The following is a 25166-nucleotide window of genomic DNA, read 5'->3' on the forward strand; positions in this document are numbered from 1 at the left end:
TTTTCTTCCCATTGTTTGACTTAAGACGCGGGATAATCTGTCCAGGTGAGCCGAAAGGCTTGCCCATAATTCACAGGAAGTAACTGCAAACATGTCTGATAACGCGAAAGCTAAAGGCCGCAAACGTTCACTACTAATACCAGTGTTACTGATTGTAACGCTGGCCGCTTGCAGCGTGGCAGGCTATGCAGTCTGGCGAATGATGAATAAACACGGGGATGACAAACCGGAAGCGGCGAAAGTAGAGCCACCGGCCGCCCCTGTATTTTTTGCAATGGATACGTTTACGGTTAACCTGGTCAATCCTGACAACGATCCCGACCGCGTATTGTACGTAGGCTTTACCCTGCGTCTGCCGGATGAGGATACCCGTCGTCGGTTGAATGATTACCTGCCTGAAGTGCGCAGCCGTTTGCTGTTGTTGCTCTCGCGTCAAAATGCCGCGCAGCTTGCAACGGAACAAGGCAAACAGGCCCTGGTTGAGCAGATCAAACAGGTATTAGCGCCACCGCTGGTAAAAACTCAACCGCCTCAGGTCGTCAGTGATGTGCTGTTTACCGCCTTCATTTTGAGGTGATTTAATGGGCGATAGCATTCTCTCCCAGGCTGAGATTGACGCGCTGCTTAATGGCGACAGTGACAGCGCGGAAGTAGAGAACAGTTCCAAAGGGACCGAGGGTGATATCCGTCCCTATGATCCCAATACCCAGCGTCGCGTGGTGCGCGAGCGCCTGCAGGCGCTGGAAATCATTAACGAGCGCTTTGCCCGTCATTTTCGTATGGCGCTGTTTAACTTACTGCGCCGTAGCCCGGATATTAGTGTCGGCGCGATCAAGATTCAGCCATACCATGAGTTCGCCCGTAATCTGCCGGTGCCAACCAACCTGAACCTGATCCACCTGAAACCGCTGCGCGGCACCGCGCTGGTGGTGTTCTCACCGAGTCTGGTATTCATCGCCGTGGATAACCTGTTCGGCGGTGATGGCCGTTTCCCGACCAAAGTGGAAGGCCGTGAATTTACCCATACCGAGCAACGTGTTATCCGTCGCATGTTAAAGCTGGCGCTGGATGGTTACAGCGATGCCTGGAAAGCGATTTATCCGTTAGACGTTGAGTATGTCCGTTCTGAAATGCAGGTGAAGTTCACCAACATCACCACTTCACCGAACGACATCGTGGTCAACACCCCGTTCCAGGTCGAGATTGGTAACCTGGTGGGTGAATTTAATATCTGCATTCCGTTTTCCATGATTGAGCCGCTGCGCGAGCTGCTGGTCAATCCGCCATTAGAAAACTCGCGTCAGGAAGATACCCATTGGCGCGACAATCTGGTGAAACAGGTACAGCACTCAGAGCTGGAGTTGATTGCCCACTTCGCCGAGACATCGCTGCGCCTGTCACGCATTTTGCAACTGAAACCCGGTGACGTCCTGCCCATTGAGAAGCCGGACCGCATCATCGCACACGTCGATGGCGTACCTGTACTGACCAGCCAATACGGCACCATGAACGGTCAGTACGCGCTGCGTGTAGAACATCTGATTAACCCGATTTTGAATTCGCTGAACGAGGAACAGCCCGATGAGTGACAGCAAAAAACCGTCCGATGATATTTCTGCGGACGACCTGTGGGCTGAAGCAATGAACGAACAGGCTACTACCAGCGCCCCGGACCCAACGGAGAACGTGTTCAAGTCTTTCGACAGCAACGGTGCCAGTGGCTCGCTGCAGGATATCGATCTGATCATGGATATCCCGGTCAAACTCACGGTAGAACTGGGCCGCACTAAGATGACCATCAAAGAGCTGCTGCGCCTGACGCAGGGTTCTGTGGTGGCACTGGATGGTCTGGCGGGTGAGCCGCTGGATATTCTGATCAACGGTTATCTGATTGCCCAGGGTGAAGTGGTGGTGGTGAACGACAAATATGGCGTGCGCATCACCGATATCATCACCCCTTCCGAACGTATGCGTCGTCTGAGCCGTTAAGCATGTTGAAGAACGCGCAAATCGGCCAGCCTGTCCACAGCCAGCCCGTGGTCTCTACCGGTTCGGTGATTGGACAAGTCAGTAGCGTACTGGCGGTGATTGTCCTGCTGATCCTGGCCTGCGGTTGGTTAGCTAAACGCCTCGGTTTTGCGCCTAAAACCGTCAACACCCAGGCGCTGAAAATCAGCGCCAGTGTGCAGGTTGGTCGTCAAGAGCGAGTGGTGATTGTGGACACGGCCGATGCGCGTTTGGTATTAGGTGTCACTGCTCAGCAAATTACCCATCTGCACTCATTGCCACCTGTGCCGCCAGAAGAGTTGGCCAGCAACAGCGTTGCACCGCAGGATTTTCGTCAGCTGTTTCAGAACCTGGTTATACGTCCCGGAAAACCCCAATGATGCGTCGATTGCTTCCCCTTCTGCCGCTGCTGTTGCTGGCACCGGTTGCCCATGCGCAACTGCCAGGTTTAGTGAGCCAACCGCTGGCCAATGGCGGTCAGAGCTGGTCGTTGCCGGTACAAACGCTGGTCTTCATCACTTCGCTGACGTTTATTCCCGCCGTGTTGCTGATGATGACCAGTTTTACTCGCATCATTATTGTTTTCGGCCTGCTGCGTAACGCCTTAGGCACCCCGTCTGCACCGCCAAACCAGGTTCTGCTCGGCCTCGCGCTGTTTTTAACCTTCTTTATTATGGCGCCGACCTTCGACAAGATTTATTCCGACGCCTATTTGCCGTTCAGTCAGGATAAAATCAGCATGGACGTGGCGATTGATAAAGGCGCGCAACCGCTGCGCGAATTTATGCTGCGTCAGACGCGTGAAGCAGATTTAGCCCTGTTTGCCCGCCTCGCGAATACCGCCCCGATTGAAGGGCCAGAAGCGGTACCGATGCGCATTTTGCTGCCGGCTTACGTTACCAGCGAACTGAAAACCGCTTTCCAAATTGGTTTCACGGTGTTTATTCCTTTCCTGATCATCGACCTGGTGGTCGCCAGCGTGTTAATGGCGCTCGGGATGATGATGGTGCCTCCGGCGACCATCTCCCTGCCGTTCAAGCTGATGCTGTTTGTACTGGTTGATGGCTGGCAACTGCTGGTCGGTTCCCTCGCACAAAGTTTCTACTCGTAGGAGCACAGCATGACACCCGAATCGGTAATGCAAATTGGCCAGGAAGCGATGCGCATCGCGTTGATGCTTGCAGCGCCACTGCTGCTGGCGGCGCTTGTCAGCGGCTTGATCATCAGTTTGTTGCAGGCGGCGACGCAGGTGAACGAACAGACGCTCTCCTTTATCCCGAAAATCCTTGCCGTTGCCGCTACAGCAGTGATCGCCGGTCCGTGGATGCTTAATCTGGTGTTGGATTACATGCGTAATCTGTTCACCAACCTGCCGTATATCATTGGCTAATGATTAATCTCGACAGCAGCCAACTGATCCATTGGGTCGCGCAATTTTTCTGGCCGATGGTACGTCTGTTGGCGCTGTTCGCCAGTGCGCCGGTGCTGAGCGAAAAGTCGATTCCTAAACGCGTCAAAATTGGCCTTGCGGTGCTCATCACCTGGATCATTATCCCGGTGCTGCCGCCTGTTGAAGTCACCCTCTTTACCCCTGCCGGGTTCTGGATCCTGCTGCAACAGCTGCTGATTGGTGTCGGCATTGGCCTGACCATGCAACTGGCGTTCGCCGCGGTGCGCATGGCAGGTGAAGTGGTGGGTTTGCAGATGGGTTTGTCCTTCGCGACCTTCTTCGATCCTGGCAGCCGCTTAAATATGCCGGTGCTGGCACGCTTTCTCGATATGCTGGCGATGCTGCTGTTTTTAACATTCAACGGACACTTGTGGCTGATTTCGCTGCTGGTGGACAGTTTTCATACCCTGCCGATTAACGATCAACCTCTCAACGCCAATGCATTTATGGCGCTGGTGAAGTCCGCCGGGTTAATTTTCCTTAACGGCATGATGTTAGCGCTACCCTTAATAGTTCTGTTGCTCACGCTAAACATGGCACTAGGTTTGTTAAACCGTGTTTCACCACAGCTGTCGGTTTTCGCCATTGGCTTCCCAATTACCTTAACGGTGGGGATCCTCAGCCTGGGGATGATGATGCCGCTGCTTGCCCCCTTCTGCGAACATCTTTTCGGCGAAGTCTTTGATTTACTCGCGCAGTTTGTGTCAGAACTCTCCCGTCCGCGCTAATTAACGATTCTGTAGCGAATCTTATGCGATAGTTAAGTATTCAAAATCAATCTGTGTATTTTTCGAACCATATTTCTCAGAAATCAACTGAGGTTATTCTGATAAATGCGCATTTCAGGTGAAAATTATTCTTATTAAACCGCGCTTCGCGTATTTTAGTCAGACGATTCCTAAGGTGGAAAACCTTGTGAATTGGTTGAAAAAATGCTCAAAGGGCTGTTTTTAAACAAAAAAATTTTACAGCGATTTTTCTTGTCTAAATCCCTTTTTTACGGCATTGTCAACACTCGCTGAAACGTCACACTTTCGCGATTCAAATGTTTTTAAGAATTGTCCTATCAGATTTGTCTGTGACTTGCGCGATAGTGACAGGGCTCTCAAAAACAGAGCGAATTACACACTTAATGCAAACTCCCGGCGATTCCCACTATCGCGGGGACAAGAGTGACGTTGAAGTAACACAAAAAACTTCGCAGAAGGGTTCAGGGAAGAGTCATGATGGCGCACGGATACATTTCGCCAGTCTGCCGAGCAGAATAAAAAAGTGTCTTTGGAAATCTCTCTCGTACCGCAAACGCGTATTCATCGTTGATTTAAACGGATAACAAATTGGTGAGGGTCGCTATAATGCCAACGATTATTATGGATTCATGTAACTACACACGCCTGGGATTATCAGACTATATGTCGGCCAAAGGAGTTAAAAAGAAAAACATTACTCCGGTCTCTGATATCGAACAATTGCAACAAAGATGTGAACAATTAAAACCGGGTGTCGTGTTTATTAACGAAGAATGCTTCATTCACGAATCCGATTCCAGCGATCGTATTCGTGCCATTATTATGCAGCATCCTGATACGCTATTTTTTATTTTCATGGCCATCTCGAATATCCATTTTGAGGAATACCTCTACGTTCGTAAGAACCTGATTATTACATCAAAATCGATAAAAACATCGACTCTGGATTCATTATTAGGCACCTACCTGCAAAAGAAACTCAGCGTTGCGCCGCGTATTTCCGCTGGCCTCGATATTCACCCACTGACATTAAGTCAGACTGAATCGAACATGCTGAAAATGTGGATGTCAGGACACGACACCATTCAAATTTCCGACAAGATGCAAATTAAAGCCAAAACGGTATCGTCACATAAAGGTAATATTAAACGCAAAATTAAGACACATAATAAACAGGTTATTTATCATGTGGTGCGTCTGACCGATAATGTGACCTCCGGGATTTATGTCAACGTACGATAGTCCCTAAGGGTTAATATCCGTAGCAGACAGAGGGCCAATCCGCAGATTGGCCCTCTGTCGTTTTGCTGTGTTTTGCGAGCCAGATCGCATTTCCCCACCTAAGCCTTTGTCGTTTATTGCCGATGCTAGTTCTCAGAACACCTACCCAAAATGAGAGCAAGGATATGAAAACAGCATCGATTGATGAGCAATATAAGCTCAGCATCTGGCAGAACCTGCGCCTGATGCCTCTTTTCAGCATGATCTTTGGTGGCATTCTGCTACTTTTCGCCCTGTGTATCGGCCTCGCCAGCTACTTTCTTATTCAGAGTAATAATTCCCTCAATGATGCCACCGATGAAATTCAAATTCGGATGGGCATTTCTAACAGCTCAAACCACCTGCGAACCGCACGTTTAAATGTTCTGCAATCTGGTGCGGCTGCGCGTATTGGTGAGATGGATGGCTATCGTGCCGATCTGGCGCGGACAGAAACTCGCATTAAGCAGGCGCGCGAAGGGTTCAAAACTTATATGGATCGCAAGTCCAAGACGCCAGAGGATTTGGCACTGGACGCACCACTGACCGCCAGTTTTAACGACTATATCGATAAGGGGCTGAAGCCGATGATTGAATCGGCTAAGCAAGGCAGCTTTGAGGGGATCGTCGCGCAAGAAACCGATGTCACCCGTAAGCTGGATGATGCCTATAACGCCGTGTTGCTGAAAGCCATCAAGATCCGTACAGACCGCGCGGAAGCGATTAATGCCGAAGCAGCCCACCAGTCACGCGTAGGCTTTATTGCTATGGCCGTCGCCTTTGCCGCCGCGCTGGTTCTGGTGCTTCTGACCTTTGTTTTCCTGCGTCGTGTCGTGATCAACCCGCTTAAGCAGTCTGTAGAACGTATTGGGCGCATTGCCCAAGGCGATCTGACCGCGCCAGAGCAACCCTACGGCCGCAGTGAAATCGGTAGCCTGCTGCACAATTTGCAACTGATGCAGGCGGCGCTGGTCCGCACTGTGGGAACTGTACGTGAAGGCGCCGTGGCGATTTATCAGGGGTCGAGTGAGATCTCTGCGGGCAACACCGATCTGTCATCACGCACCGAGGAGCAAGCTTCCGCGCTGGAGCAGACGGCGGCCAGCATGGAGCAGCTCACCGCAACCGTGAAGCAGAACGCCGAGAACGCGCATCATGCCAGCCAACTGGCAGCGGACGCTTCAGGGAAAGCGCGCAGCGGTGGGGAGTTGGTGAATGGTGTAGTGAAAACCATGAACAATATCTCTGGCAGTTCGAAGAAGATTGCTGAAATCACCAATGTGATTAATAGCATTGCCTTCCAGACCAATATTCTGGCGCTGAATGCCGCCGTTGAAGCCGCACGCGCTGGCGAACAAGGCCGTGGATTCGCTGTGGTGGCCAGTGAAGTGCGCAATCTGGCACAGCGCAGTGCGCAGGCAGCCAAAGAGATTGAATCGCTGATTGCGGAGTCGGTAGATCTGATTACCAACGGTTCTCATCAGGTGGGTGAAGCGGGCTCAACGATGAGTGAGATTGTCGAAGCGGTGCGTCGCGTGACCGATATTATGTCGGAAATTGCTGCGGCATCCGACGAGCAGAGCCGAGGTATTCAGCAGGTGAGCCTGGCGGTCACCGAGATGGATAACGTGACACAGCAGAACGCCTCGTTGGTTGAAGAAGCCTCTTCAGCGGCGGCATCGCTGGAAGATCAAGCTGGCCGTCTGACCCAGGCCGTCGCCGCATTCCGTTTAAACGATGCGCCAGCATCACGGATGGCAGCGCCTTCAGCACCGGCATTAAAAGCCCCGATGCTGGCACCGCGCCCGGCACTGGCTGCACCGAACAGCAATGATAACTGGGAAACGTTTTAAATGATCCGGAGCGCCATGCTTGCCCGTTAAGCGTCTTTCGGTCGCCATGAATGGCAACCCTACGACGATCGTGTGCGATTATCGTAGGGTGCGCATTCATGAGCACTGGCATTTGGTTAGGTGATCAGCCGTTCATCACGCTCCTTCGTAAGGCTCGACAAACACGCCTTCGGCATGGTCGCTCTCATTAAAGAACCAAATCCCCAGCGGGTAATCTTCTAACGCCACCAGATACATCACGCCTTCATTAAAGCCTTCCACCGCCAACACTGTGCCGACACGACGTGGGCCGCCATCGGTTTTTACCGTTACCCGGTCATTGACCTTCATTTACTGCTCTCCTGAAATTGTCCTGCACACAGTGTAACGGAAGAAAAAGCCCGCTGCCTGATCGCGATCAGCGTCGTGCGATAACCCACACCGCATGCACGATGCCGGGAATATATCCGCACAGCGTCAGCAAAATATTCAGCCAGAAAGCACCGCCGAAACCCACTTGTAGAAACACCCCCAGTGGCGGCAACAAAATCGCAATCACAATTCGAATAAAATCCATACTAACTCCCTGATAATGAAAAATAATCGTTCAAGGTTAAGCATAGACACTGATAACAGAAATGGGGTTTGACTCGGGTAAAGATCTGTCAAAACCTGACTTTTCACTTTCTTAACGTTTAGCAGAGAGACTTCTGACGCGGCCTGCTCGTACACTTCTCCTCACTGCACCAACCCCAAAGGCGCAGTCAACCTAAAAGTAACAAGGATTTTTGCCCGCGCAGCGCGGGCTTTTTTTTGCCCGAAATCTGCCCTTCCCGCCCACGTCCCTGCGTTGTCTATACTTAACCTGAATCTCATCGCCTCTGGGAGGCCCACTATGACGACCGCGAAAGAGTACAGCGACAACGTGCAGCGTGAAGTGAATATCGATGTAGAAGCATTGCTGGAAGCGATTCAGAAGAAAACCTCAGGCGAGGTTAAAGAGTTCATGGAAGCGGAACATGCGCATCGGGTGAAGGTGAATGGTGAAGCCTACGACTCCTACACCGAACTGGCAGAAGCCTTCGAACTCGACATCCGTGACTTCTCCATCACCGAAGTGAATCGCTGAAATCGATTTCAAAAAAATACCCGGCGGGGGCGCCGGGTAAAGTTAATCAGAAAATTCGTTACACCAGGGAATTCTTAACACCCGATTGAGGTTACGCTTTAGTCAACACAAGACAAGTCCCAATTTTGCGTGTAAATCGAACAAAAATGCATTAGCTTCCCCGTATGTTACCGAAAACACTCTGTGCTCACTGTGTTTTTCACGTGCACAAATCACGCACGAACCGCGTAGTACGTATGACGATTTAAGATTTATCCTGGAACTTACCCGCGAAAAAGTGTGATCCCGATTACGCTATTATACTGATTGCTCTCTGCTTTATGGATGCGCCTGGCGTAAGGAGTGTAACGATGCTCAGACTCGATTCGTCCTTAATGATAGTGACCGACCTCGATGGCTCGCTGCTGGACCATCATGATTACAACTGGGATGCCGCCAGTGAGTGGCTGACACGCCTGAAACAACATGCTATCCCCGTGGTGATTTGTTCCAGCAAAACGGCGGCTGAAATTATTCCTTTGCAGAAACGCCTCGGTCTCAGCGGTTCCCCTTTTATTGCCGAAAATGGTGCCCGCATTGCGCTCAATGGCGAACAGCGCCTCGCGGATGAACCGGGCGAACCCTATCTGCAGTTGTGCCAGACGCTGCGTAAACTGCAATCCGACTTCCGCTTCACCGGCTTTCATGATTTCAGCGATGCCGAAGTCGCTCGCTTCACCGGTTTGACACTCACCGAAGCCAGCCAAAGTCGGCTGCGTGATGCCTCAGAAGTGGTGCTGTGGCGGGATGATGGCGATAAGTTAGATGACTTTCGCGCCGCATTGGCGGAACACCACTTAGCGCTGACGCAGGGAGGTCGATTCTGGCATGTGATGCCAGCCGGCAGTGGCAAAGGTGTGGCACTCACCCAATTGCAGCAGCATCTGGCGCAACAGGAAGCACGCACCCGCATCACCATCGGATTAGGCGATGGCCCTAACGATGTACCGATGCTGGATCAGGTTGATTATGCCGTGGTGATTAAAGGCTTCAGCAAGACCCCGGTAAGACTCCAGCGCGAAGATCATCAACACGTTTATCACACCGCGCATGTCGGCCCAATGGGCTGGCGTGAAGGGCTGGATTACTTTCTGGCGCAACCCGATTAACCGCCTGACCTAAGGATGAGACGATGAGTGATTTTTACCAAAATGGTGTCATTACTAACTTTCATAATCTCACCCACCGCAGCGTTGAATCGCTGGAAAAAGAGATGGTGCGTTTTGCCCGTAAACGCAAAATGGGGCTGATTTTACCTTCGCTGTTTTCCGAGTTAGAAGGGCCGGCACTGGATAATATCGTCAGCGAACTGGCCAAAGTGCCCTATCTGGATGAAATCGTCATTGGTTTGGATCGGGCCGATCGTGAGCAGTTTCTCTTTGCTCGCGAGTTCTTCTCGCGGCTGCCGCAACGGCATCGCATATTATGGAATGACGGCCCGCGCCTTAAAGCACTGGACGCGGAATTGGATAAAGAAGGGTTATCTCCCAGTCAGCCGGGCAAAGGGCGTAACGTGTGGTTCTGCACTGGCTACACGCTGGCCTCGGATCGTACGCAGTGCGTGGCGCTGCACGATTGCGACATCGTCACCTATGAACGCGGCATGCTCGCCCGCCTGCTCTATCCGCTTGCCAACCCCGCTTTCCAGTATGAGTTTTGCAAAGGGTTTTATGCGCGCGTGGCAGATGGAAAACTCAATGGCCGCGTCGGCCGCCTGCTGGTCGGCCCGCTGTTGCGATCGCTGCAAAAGGTGTATGGCCATTCCGAATATCTGGATTACCTCACCAGCTTCCGCTATCCGCTTTCCGGTGAATTTGCTATGCGCACTCACGTGCTGAATGGCATAAAAATACCCGGTGACTGGGGGCTGGAGATTGGCGTGCTATCGGAGATCTACCGCAATTACACCACGCGTCAGACCTGTCAGGTGGAGATTGCGGATAACTACGATCATAAGCACCAGCCGCTGGCCGAAGAGGATGGCACCGGCGGTTTGAAACGGATGAGCAATGACATTGTACAATCACTGCTGCGTAAACTCGCCACCATGGGCGTGCCACTGACCAGTGACTCGTTCCGCGTGCTCAAAGCCACCTACTACCGCAACGCGCTGGACATGATGGAGATTTATAATCACGAAGCGACGATGAATGGCCTCAAGTTTGACCAACACATCGAAGAAGCTGCCGTTGAAATGTTCACTCAGGCCATCCTTGATGCCGGACAGTCCTTTATCGAACGTCCTAACGAGAAGCCATTTATCCCCAGCTGGAGTCGGGTGCAATCCGCGTTTCCTGACATCCTGCAACGTATCTATCAGGCGGTGGAAGAGGACAACGACGGCAAAGTCTAACCTTCCGCACACACGCGATTACGGCCGCTGGTTTTAGCCTGATACAGGCGACGATCGGCGGTCGCTTGCAGACTCTCTGCGTGATAATCGCCCTGCTCTTCACTGCTGGTAACCCCCGCCGACAGTGTCACGCTAAACGTCGAATTACAGTTCACCAGTATCGTTTTGGCGGCTAAGCGCGTACGGATGCGCTCTGCCACCGCGCTGGCATCCTCCAGGGTGGTTTCCGGCAACACGATACAGAACTCCTCACCGCCAATGCGCCCGGCAATGTCATATTTGCGCAGCGTATGGCTAATGACGCCCGCAACGCGAATCAGCGCCTGATCACCTGCCGCATGACCCCAGGTGTCATTGACGTTTTTGAAGTGATCAACATCCAGCTGTATCACCGCCATCGGTGTTTGCTGCTGTTTGTTGTGTGCTGCCAGGGCCACAAACTGCTCGAAGAAGGCATTGCGATTGAGCAGGCGCGTCATGCCATCATAATTGGCGCGCCAGGTGAGTTTGGAGGAGAGATCGTCCATGCGCCGCACCAGACGAACAATCACCTGATGTGAAACCAGCAGCAACACGACAAATAACAGCCAGGTGCCAAACAGGAAGAGTGCAACGCGTCCCAGAGGCTGCGCTATGCCCTGTTTCAGGCTCTGAATGTTGACCAGATAAGCGTCGACGTTAGTCAGTTTGCTCCAGCTGGTAAATTGCGTCCCTAAGCGCATGATGCCCGCGGGATGCAATCGCATCTGCTGTTCAAGCCGTGCTTGTTGTTCATCCGTTAAGGGCTTGTCATGCAGGGCCGAAAGCCGGGTGATTTCATGCATACTGCGGTCGACGATAAGCAACTTGCCCTGTAAGTAACTTTGCCGCGCCTCGTTTAATAACGCGTGAATGCGCTGTTGAGTGAAATCCATTGAGAGAACGCCGTACCAATAGTCCCCGCTGACGACAGGCGCACTCACCGTGATCATCAGTCCTTCATTGAATAGCCCTTGGTAGGCTTCGGTCCAGCGCAGGCGTGAATGCTGCGGATTGCGCGGGTCCAACTCGCGGAAATAAGGCCGTTTCACCATCGTGGCATAGGTTTCTTCAAGCTCCTGCGGGCTTTGCGGTGGCCGGGAACTGATAAAGAAACCCGCGCGCGAGGTGTACCAAAAGCGTGAGTGGAAGTCCTGTTCCGGATCGCCAAATTGCATAATAAAGCTGAACTCCAGCGCAGCGCGGAGCTCCTGAGCAATGTGCTCGCTATCGCGTTGTAACAGAGGGTCTTGCTGTATCCAACTGTCACTCATCCCATTCAATGGCATGCTACGCGGGCTGGCGATCCGCAACTGCCAGGTGTGCTGTTGACGCAATTGCTGAAAACGTTGTGATGCTTCTCGTCCGTGATCAGAGTCCAACGGATGGGTTAACGCATAGGTCAGCATTTTCTGGTAGTACATCAGTTCATCGAGGCTTTCCTGAAACTGACTGTCGAGGCTTTTTTGAAAATCAGCGAGCTGCGCGCGTTGGCGCTCTTCATAGTTGTTTTTAAGCTCAACCGCTTCATGCGCCGTGAGGAACGCTGAAAATATAAATACCGCTAAAAAGCAGAGATGCACCGGTAAAAACGGATTTTTCGCTCGCGGTGGGAGGGGCGAGTTTGGCATCAGCAACCATGCTCCGAAAGAAGTCGAATGCCAAAAGTGTAGTCAGGTGATAAGGAAGCGTACAGGCAGGGATCAAAGGAAAATCAAATAGCTAAAAACGCAACGGGACGGTGGTTGCCGTCCCGAATGCGTTCAGCTGGCCAGCTGCTGCGCGGTCGACAGGTGACTCAGTTCGTCACTGCGGAACGCCTCACGACGCACACTGTAGCCATCATACCAACGACACTCTACCATTCCGCTGGCATAGCCGGTCACCACCATCGTGGGTCCGCCCTCTTTCTGCTGAACTTCGTCACTGATCGCAAAGGTCATACCGCGCCCTCCCTTTTTCCGTTGAATGAACGAAATTAGGTATAGCAGCTGCACAGGGTTTTTGCCTATAGGATATTGCTATTACTGTGACGAATTCGGAATAAGCAGTTAAAAATGTTGTTTATAAAAAAAGCCGATAAAAATTATTATCGGCTTTGAAGCAGTTTCCCGGGTGGGAAAATCAAATTTTGCAGCCTTCGCAATCAGCTTCATCGCTGATATCTGCTGGAACTTCATTGGCTTTTTCCGCCGCTTTGGCTTCAGCCTGCTCCAGTTGCGCATCGATATCAAATTCAAACATATCGTCGTTCATCATCGTTCTCCTGACCCGTGATTAGAAATTTCCTGCGCTTTATACCGATTTTCCACGCAGTTTAGCAATCAGATTTACCGCCAACAGCACGATCGACCCAATGATAAAACCGAGCACCAGATTGGCGCCGTTACTCAGAAGCGCCGATACCACACCATTAAAGCCGCCGCTGTATTCCATGATGGCGTGATGCAGCGGCGCGATGCCATGCACGATGATGCCGCCGCCCACCAGGAACATGGCGACCGTGCCGACCACGGACAACACCTTCATTAACCAAGGCGCTAACGCCAGCAGTGCACCGCCGGTCGCCTGAGCCAGCGTGGAGGATTTTTCACGCAGCCAGTATCCGAGATCGTCAATTTTGACAATCATCGCCACAATGCCATACACCCCAATGGTCACCAGAATCGCAATGCCCGCCAGAATGAGCACTTGGTTTAACAACGGTGCTTCGGAAACGATCCCCAGAGTGATCGCCACAATCTCTGCGGACAAAATAAAGTCAGTGCGCACCGCACCTTTGACCTTATCTTTCTCGAACTGGCGAGGATCCTGCTGTGCCAGCTTGTCGAGGCGCTGTTGACGCGCTTCTGGTGTGCTTTCGGCTTTATCGTGATTCAGGCTATGTAATACCTTCTCCACGCCTTCATAACAGAGATACGCTCCGCCCAGCATCAGCAGCGGTGTGATCAGCCAGGGCGCAAACGCTGAAATCACCAACGCCAGTGGCACCAATATTAATTTGTTTAGAAAGGAGCCTTTTGCCACACTCCAGACCACCGGCAATTCCCGGTTGGCCTTAACTCCGGTGACCTGCTGCGCATTGAGTGACAAATCATCACCCAATACGCCCGCAGTCTTCTTTGCAGCAACCTTGCCCATCACTGAAATATCATCAAGCAAGGTCGCAATATCATCCAGAAGCGTTAATAAACTGGTTCCTGCCAAAATAGTTATCCTTATTCCGGTTCGTGATCCTGACAACAGGGGCAACGCTCAACCGCCGTGACCGTCATATCGGCGATGCCCGCACAGTCCCATTCAACGCGAAGTGCCTGCCCGGCAACATCACCCGCATGAACATATTTGCTCACCGGACTTTCCGTCATCCCACTGATCTCTTCAGTGGCCACTAACTGCTCACCCAGATAGATGCGAGCTGTTGCGTGGGTGTTCACCATCCGCTCATCGCGGAGTTGATACAAGCGTTTGACCGTCAGTTTAATGCTGCTCATGGCTCTATTCCGCGTCCCAGAGAAAGGGGTGATCTAAACCGTTATGGTGGCTAAAAGCAACAATCACGCGCTACTCTTCGCGATAGTGATGCAACCCCTGATGATCAATTTCACCGCTGTGCGTGGCGGCAAGCAGCCACTCCTCCAGCCGTTCAATGAGTGCAACGTCTTCCAGTCGCAGTTTACCGCGCAACGCACACTCCCAGACGATCAACACTTTCCAGCCACTCTGCTGCAATTGCTGGATATAGCGACGATCACGCTCAACGTTACTGTTGATTTTTCCGGCCCAGAACTCGGTGCGCGTGGCAGGCATATTAAATAGATAGCAGTGGTGACGATGCCAGAAGCAACCATGCACAAAGATGATCGCTTTCTGCTGCGGCAGCACAAAATCGGGGCGGCCCGGCAGCGCCTTATCCTGCACGCGATAACTGAACTCGCGATCTTTTAGAATCAGCGCAATACGTTGCTCAATCGCCGTATCCTGTTGACGAATGGCGCGCATATTTTTGCTGCGGATGTTTTGCGGGTGGACGTCTGCCATGGCGTCTCCTTTTAATGGGGCTCCTTCAACTTTAGCGGTTTAAGGCAAAAGCGAAAGGCACGCGCAACAAGTGTGTGAATGTGCGATGAGTGTTAGCATAGTGGCTTCACTGTTAAGGAAAAACGCATGCTTGCTATCGACCCCGCCGCGACCGTCTCGCCCTCCCCGTTTACTGCTGCTCCGGATGACGCAACATCGCTGTTAATGCAGGTGCTCGATATCTATGCCGCGCGCGATCTGGTACAGACCTTAACCGAGGCTGGCGGCAGAGACTGGAGCATCCCACGGCTGAATCGTATTCGTCAGGGAAAAAGTCCTGCTCCCGCGCTCTCCAGCAATGAGGTGGAAAGCTTACGATCTCTGCTGCCATCACGCCCCGCCCATTATGACGCTGCTAAATTCCAGTTTGTCGATCTGTTTGCCGGCATCGGCGGTATTCGCCGTGGCTTTGAACAAATTGGCGGTCAGTGCGTCTTTACCAGCGAATGGAACAAAGAAGCGATCCGCACCTACAAAGCCAACCACTATAGCGATCCGGCACGACATCAGTTCAACAGTGATATTCGTTTGGTGACACAGCCCGCAGGACTTTCTGACGAAGACGCAATTTACCAGCACATCGATCAAACCATTCCCGACCATCAGGTATTGTTGGCTGGTTTTCCCTGCCAGCCCTTTTCACTGGCGGGTGTGAGTAAGAAGAATGCGCTGGGTCGCGCACACGGTTTTGAATGCGAAGCCCAGGGCACGCTGTTTTTCGATGTCGCGCGCATCCTGGCGGCCAAGAAACCGCCGTTTTTCGTGCTGGAGAATGTGAAAAACCTCAAGAGCCACGATAAGGGCCGCACCTTCGCCATCATTATGGCGACGCTGGATGAACTCGGATACGACGTGGCCGATGCTGCCGATAACGGCTCACCCGATGCGAAGATCGTGGATGCACGCCATTTCTTACCGCAACATCGCGAACGTATTGTGCTGGTCGGTATTCGTCGTGACAGTGGTTTGAGCAACGGCTTTTCACTGCGCGCACTCTCCACACTTTACCCGCAACAGGTGCCGTCGTTACACAGCCTGCTGGAGCCCACGCCAGAGGCGAAATACATTCTGTCGCCAACGTTGTGGCAATACCTGTACCAGTACGCGAAGAAGCACAAAGCCAAAGGCAACGGTTTTGGTTTTGGCCTTAACGACCCGCATAACCCTGACATTTGCGTTCGCACTCTCTCGGCGCGCTATTACAAGGATGGTTCGGAAATTCTGATTGATCGCGGTTGGGATCAGGCTCAGGGTGAGGCAGACTTCCAGCATGCCAGTAACATGGCACGGCGACCGCGTCGTTTGACGCCGCGCGAATGCGCCAGACTGATGGGTTTTGAAGCGCCGGGAGAATCATCGTTCCGTATTCCCGTCTCCGATACTCAGGCCTACAAACAGTTTGGTAACTCGGTGGTGGTACCGGTTTTTGCGGCGGTGGCTAAGCTGCTTTCACCACTGATCGAGCAGCATCTTCTGACACAGAAGCCATAGCGATGGTATTCAGGCCATTCGCTTGCGCGCATACACCGAGTTTATCAGGTCCATAATTTCCTTTAGGGACGGGCTTTGTGCTGTTTTGCTTTGATTCCCCGCCCCTGTCACCAAACTGTCACGCCCGCTCCCAATACTCCTTTTTATTTTTGGGGGCGTTAGATGTCACTCCTTTCCGTTATCTCCTTACCGCTGCGTTTACGTACACGATTCTCATGGCGGATGCCATTATGGCTCACCAGTTTGCGCAGCCAGTTCTTGCTGTTTATCGTGCTGTTCTGTCTGCTGCAATTTGCCGGTGTGCTGCTGCTGAGCAACCACGTCAACCAGACGCAAACCTCGCTGCAGCAAGCTAACCAACTTCGGGAAAGGCTGGCCCTGCTGGATAAAGCGCGCATTGAGCTGCTGACCGCCAGTGATAACAGCCATCGCGCAGGTATCTACCTGATGCAGGATCAGCAAAGTGGCTCGGTTGATAGTTGGAAAAGTCTTGCCGCCGCTTCCGATGACTCGTTGAAAAAAGCCCAGACACTGTTTGCTGCTTATCATGCCAAAGCTGACAGCCCGTTAGCGCAAGGTTTTGCCATGCTGGCGGAAGGTTTGCAGGAGCAGTTAAAAGGCTTGTCGGCCAACGATATTAACGCCTTCTTTATGGTGCCGATGCAGGCCTTTCAGCAGCAGTTCAACGATGCCTGGTTTAGCGAAATCGAACAGGCCAACCACCAGCTGAGCAGCGTTAACCAGAACACGCTGAGTACGCTGAAACAGAGCCGCAATATGTCGCTGATAGTCAGTGCCATTCTCATGGCGCTGTTGGTATTGGCCTCCAGCCTGTTGATGCGAGGTGTGCTGTTACCGTTGCGACGCGCGAATAAGCAATTGGAACAGATCGCCACTGGCGATTTGGTGCCTGGCCATGATACGCCGCGCCGTCAGTCTTTGGAGACGCGTCAGCTGTTCCAGACCATTGAATCCATGCGCAGCGGTTTGCAACAGATCGTCAATGATATCAACACCGTTGCAGTCAGCGTTGCCGCGGGTGCTGAGGATATGCAGCAGCACAATGAGCAGGTGATGCAGCAACATCAGGCGCAAAACGCCAGTTTCCATCATCTTTCCCAGCGTTTGCACCGTGTATCAGAAGAGGTGGAAATCGGTGCGCAGTTCTCACAACAGGCCACGCAGGAAGCCCAATCAGCAGACGCGTTGATGCGCAACTGCGCCACCGAAGTCGATAACATGGAGCTCAAGATGCAGCAAATTGTGACCGCATCGGGCAATATCGCCGGGATTGTCGGCATGCTGGATAGCCTGTCGATGCAGACGCGTTTGTTATCGCTCAATGCCGCCATTGAATCTGCGCATGCCGGCGCTTATGGTCGCAGCTTCTCGGTGGTGGCAAAAGAGATGGGCATGCTGTCACAGCAAAGTGGCGAATCGACGCGCCAGATTGATGGCTTAATTCAGCACACTCAGCAGCATGTGAATGATGGTTTTGACAAAGTAAAAGCGCTGGAAGTGTTGTTCGCACAGATTAGTGCTGCGGTGTCGGGTGTGGTGACACAGCTGGATGAACTACAGCAAAACACCACGGCACAGAGCCACCGTGTGAGTAAGATTGCACATGAAGTAGTGGAGATGAGTAATCAGCTTCAGCAAAACGAAGCGTTGAACGCGCATCAGGTTCAGGCCGCAGCTCAACTCCGTGAACTCTCAGACCGCCTCGCCCAGCGCGCACAGCAATTCCGCGTCGACGCCGCATGAATCGCAGAGATAAAAAAACCCGTCAATGACGGGTTTTTTTATTTATTTCTTCTTTTTGCCTTTCTTCAGCAGCGCACGCACCTGCTTCAGTTCAGACGCGGAAAGCTGTTCAGCTACCGCTTCTTCGGTATGCAGACTATCAACGGCCGGTTGCTCAACAGCATGTAAACTGGCCTGTAAGCGGTTAACGATCTCCTGACTCATGGAGATTTGGTTATCGGCGGCTAACTGTTTGATGTGCTCTTTCAGTGCCGGGTCAATTTTAATGGTTAAGTTAACGGTCTCGGTCATCTTCATACTCCCTTTTGATTTACAACAACGTAGCGGAAGAAGATGAAAGTTAACAGACTGTCATAAAAATTTAATATTAAGAGTGTATGGGGCTGAAATCCCTTAATACCGACTCATCAATGGTGGTCAGATTGCCCTGTAATTCCGCACAGAGTTTGCCCATATACTGCACGAGAAAATCGGCATTATGTTCCGCCAGCAGGCGCCCCGCTTCGGTTTGCATGGTTTCGGGCAGACGTAAAAGTTTTTTCTGGAAATGGTCCAGAGTCCATTTTACATCATCTAATTCACGCTCTTTGCCTAAGGGATCTTCGCTGTCAAACAGCGGTCGTCCCAGTGCCCCTGCCGTGTAGAAAACACGCGCAAGGCCGATAGCACCTAAAGACTCAAGGCGATCGGCATCCTGAACGATCTTTGCTTCCAGTGTTTGTGGCGTGATGCGCGCACTAAAGCTGTGCGCCTGGACCGCATGGGCAACACCGTCGAGCAGCTCCTGTGGGAAATCAGGGAAGTCCTGCTGCAGAATGCGACGCGTCTCTTCCGCGGCATAGGTCGATGCCAAATGGCGCTCGGGGTGGTTTTTGGGCAGGTTGACCACATCGTGGAAGTAGCAGGCGGTCAGCACCACCATGGGGTCAGCTGCGCTGTGCTGCATGATGCGGTTGGCGCTCATCCAAACACGACGCAAGTGCGCGATATCATGGGCTTTGTCGTCATGCAGCCAGTTTTGCTGCAGCCAGTTCTCGTAGCGTTGTTGCCAGCGGGTGAGTGACATCGTGCTTCTCCTTATTGCTGTTATAAAAGCACCGCTCAATCAGGGTGCTGCTCCTGGTAACATCATAGCGGTCTGGTCGTGACACTTTTTTTACATCCTTCCTGGATGTGCAAAGCGTAAAAAATGAGACTCCGATCTTGTTATAGCGCTGTTAATGCGCGTTTCCCAGCACAGATCACGTTTTAAGCATTTCCTTAGCGTCGTTTTAGTTAATCAACTCTGTTAAACATGAGTAATCTATTTTGACCATCAACAATTTTCACATTGCTGAGATATTCCAGTTAAACGTGCTGATTAACTCTGAGTAAAGGCGATAATCACCCACGACTAAATCCGAAAAGATTCCCATCGTGGCCGTTATAACGTACTGTATAAGGGATATTTCCGGCTCAGCATTGCCTGACGTGCTGCTATTAGCACGCATTTTGCTTATGAGCCATTTTTAAAACCGGAATATGCAGGAAAAGCCTGATACTAAGGCGACAAATTATTAAGCAAATCGATTCAAACCCATTATGCTGATTCTCACATCTGCGGATGCGGATGTTTCGTCGAAGTTCTCCGGGTTAGTGACACTACATGAGGTACGTAATGAAAGAACGGCCGATTCTTTTTTCCGAACAGCGGGTCCGCGCCCTGCTTGTTGGCCAGCAAACGCAAACCCGGCGCATCATGAAAACTCAGGCTTTTGGCCCGGGTCAGGATCATCACGAAGGCGTACATGCATTCGACGTCAGCGCTAACCATCTTCACGGCTATAAGCTGATGTCGATGTCGGATATCAGCTCTCACTGCCCGTACGGGCAGGTAGGCGATCGCTTGTGGGTCCGTGAAACGTGGCGCGGCCCGATCGTGCCAGAGGAGCAACTGCCAGAATACGAACGCGATCCCCTGCCCTTCCGCACACCTGCTTTTTGCCAGTATCGAGCGGACAGCAACGAACTCGGTCAGTTGGATGAAGATCTGCAGGACGCTGAACAATTTGGCTGGCAGACCGCGATCCATATGCCACGCTGGGCCAGTCGAATTAGTCTGGCGATCACGTCCGTGCGTGCTGAGAAAATTCAGGACATCAGTGAAGATGACATCATGGCCGAGGGCGTGCAGACCGATACGCACTTCCTGAATAACTTCTTCACTATGAATATGAATGCGGAATCCCCTAAAGAGGCCTACCGCAAAGCGTGGCAAAAGCAGTACGGTGCCACCAGTTGGGAAGTGAACCCTTGGGTGTGGGTGATCGAATTCCAGCGTCTGGAGAAAGACTAATCACTTCATCATGACAAGGCCGCTGCATAGAGCGTAATGCTTGACAGTTCAGCGCCTGACGGTCGCCATGAAGGGTGACCCTACCAGAATGAATGCGGTTTTTTGTAAGGTGCGCAATGGTGCGCACCTTTTTATTTTCTCCCGGCTTTGCCACGCCAATCACAGACAATTTCTGTAGCAACTGATTGAATATCCGGCTTTGATTCTGCGCTGGTAATTTTTGTCTTGCCGCGCCAGGATAAACCTTTCCACCCTGCAGAGTGAGTCGCGCGATGTTTAAATGGCCATGGAATGCGCAGGTTGATGCAACAGTGACGGCGCTACCCTGGCAGCAGGCGCTGGCGCAGCCTATTTTCTCTTTGCTGACCGCAGCAGAACAATCCACTCTCACTGCGCTGGCCCAGCGCTTCCTGCAACAGAAGAAAATCTCCCTGCTGCAGGGTTTACAACTCAATGAACTGCAACTGGCACGCCTGGCGTTGCTGTTTTGCTTGCCAGTGTTGAAGCTCGGGCTTGAATGGCTCGATGGCTTTCACGAAATCCTCATCTATCCCGAACCTTTCAACGTCAACGACCACTGGGAAGATGACAGTGGACTGGTGCACCATGCCGCTGCTGTGCATGCCGGTCAGAGCTGGACACAAGGCCCTGTGGTGTTGAATGCGTTGGATATTCAAGACTCTTTCGACCTGTCAGGCTACAACCTGGTGATCCACGAAGTGGCACATAAGTTAGATGCGCGCGGTAGCGGCTACACCAGCGGTATCCCGGCCATTGCGTTGCGAGACGTCGCGCAATGGGAAAAGGATTTGCTCGCAGCAATGGAAGAGATTGAAGCGGAGGTGGAACTGGTAGGCGAGCAAGCGGCGACTATCGATCCTTACGCCGCCAGTGATGCTGCCGAATGCTTTGCCGTGCTGTCAGAGTACTTCTTTAGTGCACCCGATCTATTGGCACAACGATTCCCTGCCATGTATCAGCACTTACAGCAATTTTATCGTCAGGACCCGATAGCCCGTTTATCCGTGGAATCTGCTTAAATCGCGATCGCTTTGTACTTTTGCTAGCCAGTTGAATACAAATGTGTTTTTAGCTGTTGACACATAAAGGGGGGGCCATTAATATGCGCCTCGTTCACACGATTCCTCTGTAGTTCAGTCGGTAGAACGGCGGACTGTTAATCCGTATGTCACTGGTTCGAGTCCAGTCAGAGGAGCCATATTTAGAGAAGCCCGCTCAGGGAAACCTGAGCGGGCTTTTTGCTATTCCGTTTAAATCCTTAAAAATTGCGATCCCTGTCATAATGTGGCAATGCTCATAAGAACATAAGTTGTTCATCTGTTCATTGACCTCTAAGCTGATTAAACACCCGCTTAGTGATCTTTTCAAACAGGAGGCGATGTCTGGATTATGGCGACAACTCTTTATCCTTCCGCACATCTTGCAGAACTATTCTTTCCCATCACACATGATGAGGAAGCCATGCTGCAGGTCATCAGTAAAATAGCCGTTAGTGATTACTATCAAGGATTTGAAACAGGCATTATTCACCACCCCACTATCGCCAAAAAGATCTCTTCTCTGGCTCAAGAGCATCATTTGCATGTCACCCAGTGGCTCACGTTTGAGTTACTGAAACAAGATTTAAACCTGAGCAGCCTGGACAGTGAGCTTCGCACAAAATCAATTCGTCGTGCCTGTGAATTAGTCCACATGGCTGCGGAGTGCGGTACAACGAAACTGTCACTGGTCAGCGGCAGCGATCCCGGAGATGCGCAACGGCCTGAAGCGATGAAAGGCTTTAGTGAAGCCATCGTGCAAATCGGTGAAACCGTCAGCCAATATGACGGGATGCTACTCCAGATCGAACCTCTCGATCGTTTTGCGCATAAATGTCAGTTAATTGGCCCAACAGATGAGACCGTGGCATGGATGAAACAGTTGCGCCCAGATTGCCCAAAACTCTATCTCGCATGGGATAGTGCGCATGTTGCGCTCAATCAGGAAGACCTCACTGAATCGCTAACACTCGCTGCACCCTTTATTTCACAGCTTCATCTGGCGAATGCCATTCTCGACCCGCAGGCGGCTGGATTTGGTGATTACCACATGAAATTTGGCGAGCCCGGTTTCCTCACGCATGACACTGCTGCACAGATCATCCACACCGCTCGCAACCTGCCACTGCCTTCAGAACTCGGCCCGATTTCTATCGCAGTAGAGATGCGAACGACCGCGCAGGATGATCTGTGGGACAATGAGCAACAATGCCGGGATTTTTTGCAGCGTGCGGGAATCGCTTAATGAACAAGGGGGAATGAACTCCCCCTTGTTCATTAATATATCGGGGTTAGCAGTGGACTACCTGATTGATAAGCTGAGATATTATCCAGCACTAATTTCGCCATTGCAGCACGAGTGGCATGGGTAGCGCTGCCAATATGAGGCGTGACCACCACATTATCTCGATTAAGCAGTGCCTGCGGTACATTGGGTTCATCAGCAAAAACATCCAACCCTGCGCCGCCAATGCTCTCGGTGTCTATGGCTTCAACTAACGCGGCTTCGTCAATGACGCTGCCTCGCGCAACATTGATGACTATCCCTTCAGCGCCCAATGCCGCTAATACTTCACGATTTATCAGATGGCGGCTCTCCTTGCCGCCGCTGGCACAGATAATCAATACATCACTGTTCTCGGCTAACGAAACCAGTGAGGGATAGTAAGTGGCGTCCTGACTTTGATGATCTGAGCGCGCATAGTAGTTAATCTTCATGGCAAATCCTTGTGCCCGCTGAGCGACTGCCCGGCCTATACGCCCAAAGCCGACAATACCCAGACGCGCGCCGCTAACTTTGAAGGCTGGAGGAAAGCTCCCTTCATGCCAGCCTCCGCGCTCTATATACTGTTGGGCAGCATTGATACGCCTGGCAACATTCAACATAAGCGCAATAGCCAAATCAGCCACATCCGCGGTTAAAATATCGGGCGTATTGGTGACGAAAATTCCGCGTTGTCGTGCGGCGTGAATATCCACGCCATCATAACCCACGCCAAAAACAGCGATTAGCTTTAAATTTGGCAGTCGACTGATTAATTCATCATCAACAATGGATTCACCACTGGCTAAAACAATGTCGATTGTTTGTTCATCTGGCGGCTGCAAATCTACAAGTTCAATCACGCTATTACTGAGTGCCAACTGATCAACCAAGGTTTGTGGCACTTTATTCACGCGCAGTATTAATGGCATACACTCTCCCTAAAATGAACAACTACTTTTGGAATGATAGCTGACCATCTTTAGTCGGCAGTTTATTGAAATTAATACAGAGTGTGCCCAGCGTATAACAACCGGCACAAATGGCGAAATAGACTAAAACACTTTCATAACTTCCTGTCACTTGCAAAATGATTCCGACCAGAATCGGCACAAGGATGCCGGCACAACTGTTAGCCATATTCATAAAACCCCCCACCATGCCCACACGGTCTTTCGGTGCCAAAATAGCTGGAAAACTCCAATACAGACTACCGAACATCATAAAGAAGGCGGCGATGGATAACAGGCCTACTGCCAGATTTGGATTTTTAATCGTCGCTAACGCATACAACACACCAAGGCCCACCAATCCCGACACTGACAATAAGCTTTTTAGTGCAACGTTGTGACTCATCCCTTTTTTCACCAGGTAATCAGCAAAGAAGCCGCTAAATAAACAACCGGCGGTACCCATAATAAAGATTAAGAAAGTCGAATTACCAATTGAAGCGAGTTGTAATCCTTGTGCCTGAGCCAAGTAACTCGGTCCCCATGTCAATAATCCCCAGTACACCATGCCCCATGAAGCGCGCCCAACCATGATGGCGATCATGGTAAACCAGCTGATGCCAAGCCCTTTGGTGGGTGTAATGTCGGTATTCGTCGCCGATCCATCAACATTGCCCGCCGCGATGTAATCGACCTCTTGCTGACTCACTTTAGGATGTTCCGTTGGACGGTCACGTAGTATCCGCCAGGCAAAAAATCCTAACAGCATGGTGAACAGGCCCACCACCACAAAGGTCACGCGCCAGGAATCGAGCACAACGATCAAATGTGCGACAATAATCCCGCCAATGGCCACCCCCAGCGGACTGCCTGAATCCATAATCACAGCCCCACGACCACGTTCTGATTGCGTCAGCCAGGTGGAACTTAACTTTGCCCCGCTTGGCGATACCGGCGCTTCCATAGCACCTAAGCCTATACGTGCCAGGATCAAGCTAAGCCCGCCACTCGCCAAACCAATAATGGCCTGGAAGAACCCCCAGCCAAACAGCGCGCCAGTAATGATTTTTCTCGGCCCATAGCGGTCCAGTAACCAGCCGCCTGGAATTTGTAATAACGCATATGACCAGAAAAAACTGCTGAGAATGAGGCCTTGCATCGTCGGTGAAAGATGGAATTCATCTTTAATGTAAGGCATGCCAATTGATAACGTGATTCGGTCCATTAAATTAACGGCTAACAGAAAGAACATTGTGGCAAATATCGCCCAGCGAAATTGGGTCGGCTTGCCGGATTTTGGTGAGGCATTCAATGTAGAGTCAGACATAATTAACCTTCAGTTTTGAAATCGTTAAACAACGGATTATTCAAAGAAGCTTAAAGTACG

The 25166-nt window shown here is 51.5% G+C and carries 29 protein-coding genes and 1 tRNA gene; 18 read left to right on the top strand and 12 right to left on the bottom strand.

Going from position 1 to position 25166, the window contains the following annotated elements; translation table 11 throughout:
- Window positions 1-91: 91 nt before the first annotated feature.
- The 9 genes from fliL to PSSD_RS14685 all read left to right on the top strand — a co-directional run bounded on the left by fliL (window position 92) and on the right by PSSD_RS14685 (window position 7319).
- Entirely contained in the window at window positions 92-577 is a 486-nt protein-coding gene (gene fliL, locus PSSD_RS14645; RefSeq protein ID WP_058972721.1) for a flagellar basal body-associated protein FliL, read from the top strand.
- A 4-nt stretch (window positions 578-581) separates the two neighbouring features.
- On the top strand, window positions 582-1589 hold the full coding sequence (gene fliM / locus PSSD_RS14650; RefSeq protein WP_039327744.1) for a flagellar motor switch protein FliM: 1008 nt from the start codon (window positions 582-584) through the stop codon (window positions 1587-1589).
- Entirely contained in the window at window positions 1582-1989 is a 408-nt protein-coding gene (gene fliN / locus PSSD_RS14655; RefSeq protein ID WP_039327747.1) for a flagellar motor switch protein FliN, read from the top strand. Before fliM ends, fliN begins: the two co-directional genes overlap by 8 nt.
- Before the next feature lie 2 nt (window positions 1990-1991).
- Window positions 1992-2387, top strand: coding sequence for a flagellar biosynthetic protein FliO (fliO, locus tag PSSD_RS14660; RefSeq protein ID WP_058972722.1), 396 nt, complete (start codon window positions 1992-1994; stop codon window positions 2385-2387).
- Window positions 2387-3118, top strand: coding sequence for a flagellar type III secretion system pore protein FliP (gene fliP, locus PSSD_RS14665; protein WP_039327781.1), 732 nt, complete (start codon window positions 2387-2389; stop codon window positions 3116-3118). Before fliO ends, fliP begins: the two co-directional genes overlap by 1 nt.
- 9 nt (window positions 3119-3127) lie before the next feature.
- Window positions 3128-3397: a flagellar biosynthesis protein FliQ gene (gene fliQ / locus PSSD_RS14670; protein ID WP_039327751.1), complete on the top strand. Its 270-nt coding sequence runs from the start codon at window positions 3128-3130 to the stop codon at window positions 3395-3397.
- Window positions 3397-4185, top strand: a complete 789-nt coding sequence (gene fliR / locus PSSD_RS14675; protein WP_058972723.1) for a flagellar biosynthetic protein FliR — start codon at window positions 3397-3399, stop codon at window positions 4183-4185. The genes fliQ and fliR overlap by 1 nt, the downstream gene beginning before the upstream one ends.
- Window positions 4186-4812: 627 nt before the next feature.
- Window positions 4813-5448 (top strand): transcriptional regulator RcsA, encoded by a 636-nt coding sequence (gene rcsA / locus PSSD_RS14680; protein ID WP_039327754.1) that lies wholly within the window; start codon window positions 4813-4815, stop codon window positions 5446-5448.
- 164 nt (window positions 5449-5612) lie between these two features.
- Window positions 5613-7319: a methyl-accepting chemotaxis protein gene (locus PSSD_RS14685; protein WP_058972724.1), complete on the top strand. Its 1707-nt coding sequence runs from the start codon at window positions 5613-5615 to the stop codon at window positions 7317-7319.
- Window positions 7320-7454: 135 nt separating this feature from the next.
- On the opposite strand, the gene dsrB is transcribed toward PSSD_RS14685, so the two are convergent.
- Together dsrB and PSSD_RS26220 are read right to left on the bottom strand one after the other, a co-directional pair.
- Window positions 7455-7649 (bottom strand): protein DsrB, encoded by a 195-nt coding sequence (gene dsrB / locus PSSD_RS14690; protein WP_058972725.1) that lies wholly within the window; start codon window positions 7647-7649, stop codon window positions 7455-7457.
- A gap of 67 nt (window positions 7650-7716) precedes the next feature.
- Window positions 7717-7875 (bottom strand): YqaE/Pmp3 family membrane protein, encoded by a 159-nt coding sequence (locus tag PSSD_RS26220; protein WP_034824466.1) that lies wholly within the window; start codon window positions 7873-7875, stop codon window positions 7717-7719.
- A gap of 318 nt (window positions 7876-8193) precedes the next feature.
- Between PSSD_RS26220 and yodD the strand changes: the two genes are divergently transcribed.
- The 3 genes from yodD to PSSD_RS14705 all read left to right on the top strand — a co-directional run bounded on the left by yodD (window position 8194) and on the right by PSSD_RS14705 (window position 10819).
- On the top strand, window positions 8194-8427 hold the full coding sequence (yodD, locus tag PSSD_RS14695; RefSeq protein WP_039327762.1) for a YodD family peroxide/acid resistance protein: 234 nt from the start codon (window positions 8194-8196) through the stop codon (window positions 8425-8427).
- A 350-nt stretch (window positions 8428-8777) separates the two neighbouring features.
- Window positions 8778-9575: a mannosyl-3-phosphoglycerate phosphatase-related protein gene (locus PSSD_RS14700; RefSeq protein ID WP_058972726.1), complete on the top strand. Its 798-nt coding sequence runs from the start codon at window positions 8778-8780 to the stop codon at window positions 9573-9575.
- A 23-nt stretch (window positions 9576-9598) separates the two neighbouring features.
- Window positions 9599-10819, top strand: coding sequence for a glycosyltransferase family protein (locus PSSD_RS14705; protein WP_039327766.1), 1221 nt, complete (start codon window positions 9599-9601; stop codon window positions 10817-10819).
- Here PSSD_RS14705 and dgcQ read toward each other — a convergent pair.
- The 6 genes from dgcQ to PSSD_RS14730 all read right to left on the bottom strand — a co-directional run bounded on the left by dgcQ (window position 10816) and on the right by PSSD_RS14730 (window position 14878).
- Window positions 10816-12468: a cellulose biosynthesis regulator diguanylate cyclase DgcQ gene (gene dgcQ / locus PSSD_RS14710; protein ID WP_058972727.1), complete on the bottom strand. Its 1653-nt coding sequence runs from the start codon at window positions 12466-12468 to the stop codon at window positions 10816-10818. The genes PSSD_RS14705 and dgcQ overlap by 4 nt on opposite strands.
- Before the next feature lie 132 nt (window positions 12469-12600).
- Window positions 12601-12780, bottom strand: coding sequence for a YodC family protein (locus PSSD_RS14715; RefSeq protein ID WP_039327770.1), 180 nt, complete (start codon window positions 12778-12780; stop codon window positions 12601-12603).
- 181 nt (window positions 12781-12961) lie between these two features.
- Window positions 12962-13096 (bottom strand): hypothetical protein, encoded by a 135-nt coding sequence (locus PSSD_RS28370; protein ID WP_255253243.1) that lies wholly within the window; start codon window positions 13094-13096, stop codon window positions 12962-12964.
- Window positions 13097-13132: 36 nt separating this feature from the next.
- Complete coding sequence (locus PSSD_RS14720; protein WP_058972728.1) at window positions 13133-14044, bottom strand: DUF808 domain-containing protein; 912 nt, start codon at window positions 14042-14044, stop codon at window positions 13133-13135.
- Between the two features lie 11 nt (window positions 14045-14055).
- The gene (locus PSSD_RS14725; RefSeq protein ID WP_039327775.1) at window positions 14056-14331 is read right to left on the bottom strand and encodes a hypothetical protein; all 276 of its coding nucleotides are present in this window, start codon (window positions 14329-14331) and stop codon (window positions 14056-14058) included.
- A 70-nt stretch (window positions 14332-14401) separates the two neighbouring features.
- The gene (locus PSSD_RS14730; RefSeq protein ID WP_039327778.1) at window positions 14402-14878 is read right to left on the bottom strand and encodes a very short patch repair endonuclease; all 477 of its coding nucleotides are present in this window, start codon (window positions 14876-14878) and stop codon (window positions 14402-14404) included.
- A 126-nt stretch (window positions 14879-15004) separates the two neighbouring features.
- Between PSSD_RS14730 and dcm the strand changes: the two genes are divergently transcribed.
- Both dcm and PSSD_RS14740 read left to right on the top strand, forming a co-directional pair.
- The gene (dcm, locus tag PSSD_RS14735) at window positions 15005-16408 is read left to right on the top strand and encodes a DNA (cytosine-5-)-methyltransferase (RefSeq protein ID WP_058972729.1); all 1404 of its coding nucleotides are present in this window, start codon (window positions 15005-15007) and stop codon (window positions 16406-16408) included.
- Window positions 16409-16570: 162 nt separating this feature from the next.
- Window positions 16571-18172 carry a methyl-accepting chemotaxis protein gene (locus tag PSSD_RS14740; RefSeq protein ID WP_039336834.1) on the top strand — a complete coding sequence of 534 codons (1602 nt, stop codon included), beginning with the start codon at window positions 16571-16573 and terminating at the stop codon, window positions 18170-18172.
- 42 nt (window positions 18173-18214) lie between these two features.
- Here PSSD_RS14740 and PSSD_RS14745 read toward each other — a convergent pair whose 3' ends face one another.
- Window positions 18215-18463, bottom strand: a complete 249-nt coding sequence (locus PSSD_RS14745) for a hypothetical protein (protein WP_039336835.1) — start codon at window positions 18461-18463, stop codon at window positions 18215-18217.
- 76 nt (window positions 18464-18539) lie between these two features.
- Window positions 18540-19238, bottom strand: coding sequence for a phosphohydrolase (locus PSSD_RS14750; RefSeq protein WP_058972730.1), 699 nt, complete (start codon window positions 19236-19238; stop codon window positions 18540-18542).
- Window positions 19239-19829: 591 nt separating this feature from the next.
- Here PSSD_RS14750 and PSSD_RS14755 point away from each other — a divergent pair.
- From PSSD_RS14755 to PSSD_RS14770, 4 genes are all read left to right on the top strand, one after another.
- Window positions 19830-20507 carry an ASCH domain-containing protein gene (locus tag PSSD_RS14755; RefSeq protein ID WP_039336839.1) on the top strand — a complete coding sequence of 226 codons (678 nt, stop codon included), beginning with the start codon at window positions 19830-19832 and terminating at the stop codon, window positions 20505-20507.
- A 272-nt stretch (window positions 20508-20779) separates the two neighbouring features.
- Window positions 20780-21547: a DgsA anti-repressor MtfA gene (mtfA, locus tag PSSD_RS14760; protein ID WP_039336841.1), complete on the top strand. Its 768-nt coding sequence runs from the start codon at window positions 20780-20782 to the stop codon at window positions 21545-21547.
- Between the two features lie 103 nt (window positions 21548-21650).
- Window positions 21651-21726 (top strand) — tRNA-Asn (locus PSSD_RS14765).
- A gap of 191 nt (window positions 21727-21917) precedes the next feature.
- Complete coding sequence (locus PSSD_RS14770; protein ID WP_082672317.1) at window positions 21918-22811, top strand: sugar phosphate isomerase/epimerase family protein; 894 nt, start codon at window positions 21918-21920, stop codon at window positions 22809-22811.
- Window positions 22812-22843: 32 nt separating this feature from the next.
- On the opposite strand, the gene PSSD_RS14775 is transcribed toward PSSD_RS14770, so the two are convergent.
- Window positions 22844-23761, bottom strand: a complete 918-nt coding sequence (locus tag PSSD_RS14775; RefSeq protein ID WP_058972732.1) for a 2-hydroxyacid dehydrogenase — start codon at window positions 23759-23761, stop codon at window positions 22844-22846.
- Between the two features lie 22 nt (window positions 23762-23783).
- Window positions 23784-25106, bottom strand: coding sequence for an MFS transporter (locus PSSD_RS14780; protein WP_058972733.1), 1323 nt, complete (start codon window positions 25104-25106; stop codon window positions 23784-23786).
- Window positions 25107-25166 lie beyond the last annotated feature (60 nt).

The organism is Type-D symbiont of Plautia stali (assembly GCF_001485335.1).
In the GTDB taxonomy this organism is placed as follows: Bacteria; Pseudomonadota; Gammaproteobacteria; order Enterobacterales; family Enterobacteriaceae; genus Pantoea; species Pantoea vagans_C.

Excerpts from the sequence above, each read along its gene's own strand:
- PSSD_RS14705 (WP_039327766.1), top strand. The coding sequence starts at position 9,599 with ATGAGTGATTTTTACCAAAATGGTGTCATTACTAACTTTCATAATCTC.
- rcsA (WP_039327754.1), top strand. The coding sequence starts at position 4,813 with ATGCCAACGATTATTATGGATTCATGTAACTACACACGCCTGGGATTA.
- mtfA (WP_039336841.1), top strand. The coding sequence starts at position 20,780 with ATGTTTAAATGGCCATGGAATGCGCAGGTTGATGCAACAGTGACGGCG.
- PSSD_RS14740 (WP_039336834.1), top strand. The coding sequence starts at position 16,571 with ATGTCACTCCTTTCCGTTATCTCCTTACCGCTGCGTTTACGTACACGA.
- PSSD_RS14780 (WP_058972733.1), bottom strand. The coding sequence starts at position 25,106 with ATGTCTGACTCTACATTGAATGCCTCACCAAAATCCGGCAAGCCGACC.
- yodD (WP_039327762.1), top strand. The coding sequence starts at position 8,194 with ATGACGACCGCGAAAGAGTACAGCGACAACGTGCAGCGTGAAGTGAAT.
- fliL (WP_058972721.1), top strand. The coding sequence starts at position 92 with ATGTCTGATAACGCGAAAGCTAAAGGCCGCAAACGTTCACTACTAATA.
- PSSD_RS14685 (WP_058972724.1), top strand. The coding sequence starts at position 5,613 with ATGAAAACAGCATCGATTGATGAGCAATATAAGCTCAGCATCTGGCAG.
- fliM (WP_039327744.1), top strand. The coding sequence starts at position 582 with ATGGGCGATAGCATTCTCTCCCAGGCTGAGATTGACGCGCTGCTTAAT.
- PSSD_RS14755 (WP_039336839.1), top strand. The coding sequence starts at position 19,830 with ATGAAAGAACGGCCGATTCTTTTTTCCGAACAGCGGGTCCGCGCCCTG.
- PSSD_RS14730 (WP_039327778.1), bottom strand. The coding sequence starts at position 14,878 with ATGGCAGACGTCCACCCGCAAAACATCCGCAGCAAAAATATGCGCGCC.
- PSSD_RS14770 (WP_082672317.1), top strand. The coding sequence starts at position 21,918 with ATGGCGACAACTCTTTATCCTTCCGCACATCTTGCAGAACTATTCTTT.
- PSSD_RS26220 (WP_034824466.1), bottom strand. The coding sequence starts at position 7,875 with ATGGATTTTATTCGAATTGTGATTGCGATTTTGTTGCCGCCACTGGGG.
- PSSD_RS14715 (WP_039327770.1), bottom strand. The coding sequence starts at position 12,780 with ATGACCTTTGCGATCAGTGACGAAGTTCAGCAGAAAGAGGGCGGACCC.
- fliP (WP_039327781.1), top strand. The coding sequence starts at position 2,387 with ATGCGTCGATTGCTTCCCCTTCTGCCGCTGCTGTTGCTGGCACCGGTT.
- PSSD_RS14775 (WP_058972732.1), bottom strand. The coding sequence starts at position 23,761 with ATGCCATTAATACTGCGCGTGAATAAAGTGCCACAAACCTTGGTTGAT.
- fliR (WP_058972723.1), top strand. The coding sequence starts at position 3,397 with ATGATTAATCTCGACAGCAGCCAACTGATCCATTGGGTCGCGCAATTT.
- fliQ (WP_039327751.1), top strand. The coding sequence starts at position 3,128 with ATGACACCCGAATCGGTAATGCAAATTGGCCAGGAAGCGATGCGCATC.
- dsrB (WP_058972725.1), bottom strand. The coding sequence starts at position 7,649 with ATGAAGGTCAATGACCGGGTAACGGTAAAAACCGATGGCGGCCCACGT.
- PSSD_RS28370 (WP_255253243.1), bottom strand. The coding sequence starts at position 13,096 with ATGATGAACGACGATATGTTTGAATTTGATATCGATGCGCAACTGGAG.
- PSSD_RS14750 (WP_058972730.1), bottom strand. The coding sequence starts at position 19,238 with ATGTCACTCACCCGCTGGCAACAACGCTACGAGAACTGGCTGCAGCAA.
- PSSD_RS14700 (WP_058972726.1), top strand. The coding sequence starts at position 8,778 with ATGCTCAGACTCGATTCGTCCTTAATGATAGTGACCGACCTCGATGGC.
- dcm (WP_058972729.1), top strand. The coding sequence starts at position 15,005 with ATGCTTGCTATCGACCCCGCCGCGACCGTCTCGCCCTCCCCGTTTACT.
- PSSD_RS14745 (WP_039336835.1), bottom strand. The coding sequence starts at position 18,463 with ATGACCGAGACCGTTAACTTAACCATTAAAATTGACCCGGCACTGAAA.
- PSSD_RS14725 (WP_039327775.1), bottom strand. The coding sequence starts at position 14,331 with ATGAGCAGCATTAAACTGACGGTCAAACGCTTGTATCAACTCCGCGAT.
- fliN (WP_039327747.1), top strand. The coding sequence starts at position 1,582 with ATGAGTGACAGCAAAAAACCGTCCGATGATATTTCTGCGGACGACCTG.
- fliO (WP_058972722.1), top strand. The coding sequence starts at position 1,992 with ATGTTGAAGAACGCGCAAATCGGCCAGCCTGTCCACAGCCAGCCCGTG.
- dgcQ (WP_058972727.1), bottom strand. The coding sequence starts at position 12,468 with ATGCCAAACTCGCCCCTCCCACCGCGAGCGAAAAATCCGTTTTTACCG.